Source organism: Streptomyces sp. NPDC006529, assembly GCF_040611795.1.
In the GTDB taxonomy this organism is placed as follows: domain Bacteria; phylum Actinomycetota; class Actinomycetes; order Streptomycetales; family Streptomycetaceae; genus Streptomyces.
Genome location: NZ_JBEXPB010000112.1, coordinates 1 through 3,408, shown reverse-complemented (window position 1 = coordinate 3,408; position 3,408 = coordinate 1). Strand labels below are relative to the sequence as shown.

The 3,408-nt window shown below is 66.6% G+C and carries 1 protein-coding gene; it reads right to left on the bottom strand.

Annotation, left to right across the window (positions count from 1 at the left end; translation table 11 throughout):
* The coding region (locus ABZY31_RS31135) for an AMP-binding protein (protein ID WP_356417028.1) at nucleotides 1-3,378 on the bottom strand (3,378 nt) is incomplete at its 3' end.
* Between the last annotated feature and the right edge of the window lie 30 nt (nucleotides 3,379-3,408).

Below are 3,408 nucleotides of genomic sequence, written 5' to 3'. Positions count from 1 at the left end.
CAACAGCGCGCCCCACAACTCCCACACCGAGAAATCAAACGCATACGAGTGGAACCAGCTCCACACATCCCCCGCACCAAACCCGAACAGAGGCCCCGTCTGAGCAAACAGCCCCGCCACATTCCGATGCGTCACCACCACACCCTTGGGACGCCCCGTCGAACCCGACGTATAAATCACATACGCCGGATGATCAGCCGACAGCACCCCACGCCCGAACACACCCCCCGGCACAGCCGCAAGCTCATCCACCACCGCCGGATCGTCCAAGGCCACCACCGGCACACCCAAACCAGCCACCCGACCCGCAAGCCCCACGGTCGTGACCACCACACACGCGGCCGCGTCCGCGACAGTGAACGCGATCCGCTCCGCCGGATACCCCGGATCCACCGGCAGATAGGCACCACCAGCCTTCAACACACCCAACAGCGCAACAATCAGCTCAACGCCGCGGTCCATCACCACCCCGACAACCGACTCCGCACCCACACCCCGGCCCACCAAATAACGGGCCACCCGCTCCGCACGCGCATCCAGCTCCGCATACGAAACCTCAACACCCTCAAACACCACAGCAACCCCATCAGGCGTCCGCGCCACCTGAGCCTCAAACAGCTCAGGCAACGTCAACACCCCACCAGCCGACACAGCAGCCGGCTCCTGCCACTCCACAAGAAGCCGATCCAACTCGGCCTCCTCCAGAACCTGTACCTCACCCACCCGCAACTGCGGGTCACCGCCCACCGCATCCAGCACCCGCGCCCACCGCGCCACCAACAGCTCGACCGACTCCACATCGAACAGATCAGCCGCGGCGAACACCAGACCCCGCAGCCCCGCCGGCGCACCATTAGCGTCGAACGTCTCCAGAACGCTCAACTCCAGATCGAACTTCGCCATCGTCGAGCCTTGGGAGAGCTCCTCCGTTCGCACGTCTGGAAGGCTCAACATCGGTTCGGCGTTGTTCTGCAGGGTCAGCATCACCTGGAACAACGGATGACGCGCCATCGAGCGGGCCGGGGAAAGTTCCTCGACCAGCTTCTCGAACGGCACATCCTGATGCGCGAACGCGGACAGGCTCGCCTCACGCACCCGCGACAACACCTGCGTGAACGTCGGATCGCCCGACAGATCCGTCCGCAGCACCAGCGTATTGATGAAGAATCCCACCAGATCGTCGAGCGCCACATCCGTACGCCCCGCCGTGGCCAGGCCGATCGGAATATCAGTACCCGAACCCAGGCGCGACAGCAGGACCGCGAACGCGGCCTGCAGCACCATGAACACCGTCACGCCCTCGGCCCGCGCCAGCTCCACCAGGCGGGCATGCACCTCGGCCGGCACCTCCACCGGAAGACGGTGACCCACGTGACTGGCAACCGCCGGACGCGCCCGGTCGAACGGCAGCTCCAACTCCTCGGGAACACCGGCCAACGCCTCACGCCAATAAGCGACCTGGGCCGCGAGCACACTCTCCGCATCACCCTCGTCACCGAGCAGCTCACGCTGCCACAGCGCATAGTCGGCATACTGCACCGGCAGCGGCTCCCACTCCGGGAGCCGACCCTCGCGCCGTGCCGCATACGCAAGTGACGCATCCCGGCCCAACGGCCCCATCGACCATCCGTCACCCGCGATGTGATGGATGATCACTACCAGGACCTGCTCGTCCGGACTGATCTCGAAGAGAGTCGCGCGGATCGGGATTTCAGTGGCGAGGTCAAAGCAGTACTCAAGGGCTTCGGCGATCGACTCATCCAGTTCGGCTGCCGAAATATCGCGTGTGCGTAGTTCCCACGTCACGTCTTCGGGTGCCAGGACCCGCTGGTACGGCTCACCATCAGCAACCGCGTACACCGTGCGCAGTGCCTCGTGGCGACCGATCGCGTCGAGGAGTGCGGCATTGAGTGCTGCGCGGTCCACGGGGCCCGTCAGGTGCAGGACCGCAGGAATGTTGTATGTGGACAGCCTTCCTTCGAGTTGGCTGATGAACCACATCCGGCGCTGCGCATACGACAACGGCAGCCGCCCCGGACGCTCCCGCACCGCCAATGCCGCGCGGACTGCTCCACCGCCACCAAGCCGTTCCGCCAGCCCCGCCACCGTCGGCGCGTCGAACACCGCCCGGATCCCCAGCTCCACACCACACACAGCCCGGACCCGGCTCACCAACCGGATCGCCAGCAGCGAATGACCGCCCAGAGCGAAGAAGTTGTCCTCCACCCCAACGTCGGGCAGACCCAACACCTCAGCGAATACCGCGCACAGAGCCTCCTCGCGGGCATTCGCCGGCCCCCGTCCCGAACCAGACGCATACTCCGGAGCGGGCAGGGCCTTGCGGTCCAGCTTCCCGTTACCTGTCAACGGCAGTACGTCCATGACCACGACCGCGGAGGGAACCATGTGCTCCGGCAGCCGCCGCCCGGCGAACGTACGGACCGCCGCGGCCAGACCCTCGGTGTCCTCCGGGTCATCCGCGACCACATAAGCCACCAGACGCACATCACCCGGCACGTCCTCCCGCGCGACCACAGCAGCCTGCTCGACCAGCGGGCTCGCCGCGATCACCGCCTGCACCTCCGCAGGCTCGATCCGGTAGCCGCGGACCTTGACCTGCTCATCCGCACGGCCCAGGAACACCACCTCACCCTCAGCAGTCCACCGCGCCCGGTCACCCGTCCGGTACATCCGCTCACCCGGGCCGCCGAAGGGACAGGCAACGAACCGCTCACCCGTCAGACCCGCACGGCGCACATACCCACGCGCCAACTGCACGCCCGCCACATACAACTCACCCGCAACACCCGGCGCCACCGGCGCCAGTGACCCGTCGAGGATGTAGAAGCGGGTGTTGGCGACCGGCGACCCCACGGGGACAACACCAGCAGAGGCCAGACGGGCCGTCGCGACACCGATCGTCGTCTCCGTCGGACCGTAATGGTTGAACACCTCACAATCCCCGGCAACCGCCAGCAGCTCCTCCACCAGGCCCGAAGGCGCGGCCTCACCACCCAGCACCACCGCCCTCGACGGCAACACCCTCTCCAGACCGCCGGCACCCAGCGCCGCCAGATGCGAAGGAACCACCTTCAAGAACTCGATCCCGTGCTCCGCGACGTAGCTGGACACTGCTTCGGGGTCGGTGACCGCGTCCTCGGCCAGGATGTGCAGCTCACCACCCGTGACCAGACTCGCGAAGACCACCGTGTTGCCCAGGTCGGTGACCTGCGCCTGGAACAGCGCATACCTCCCGCCCGGCGCACCGAACCCGACCCTCGCCGGGACCGAGACCACATAATTGGCCAGACCACCGTGCGTGACCGCGACACCCTTGGGCCGGCCCGTCGAACCCGACGTATAGATCACATACGCCACACCCAGACCATCGACCCCGACCCCCGGAGC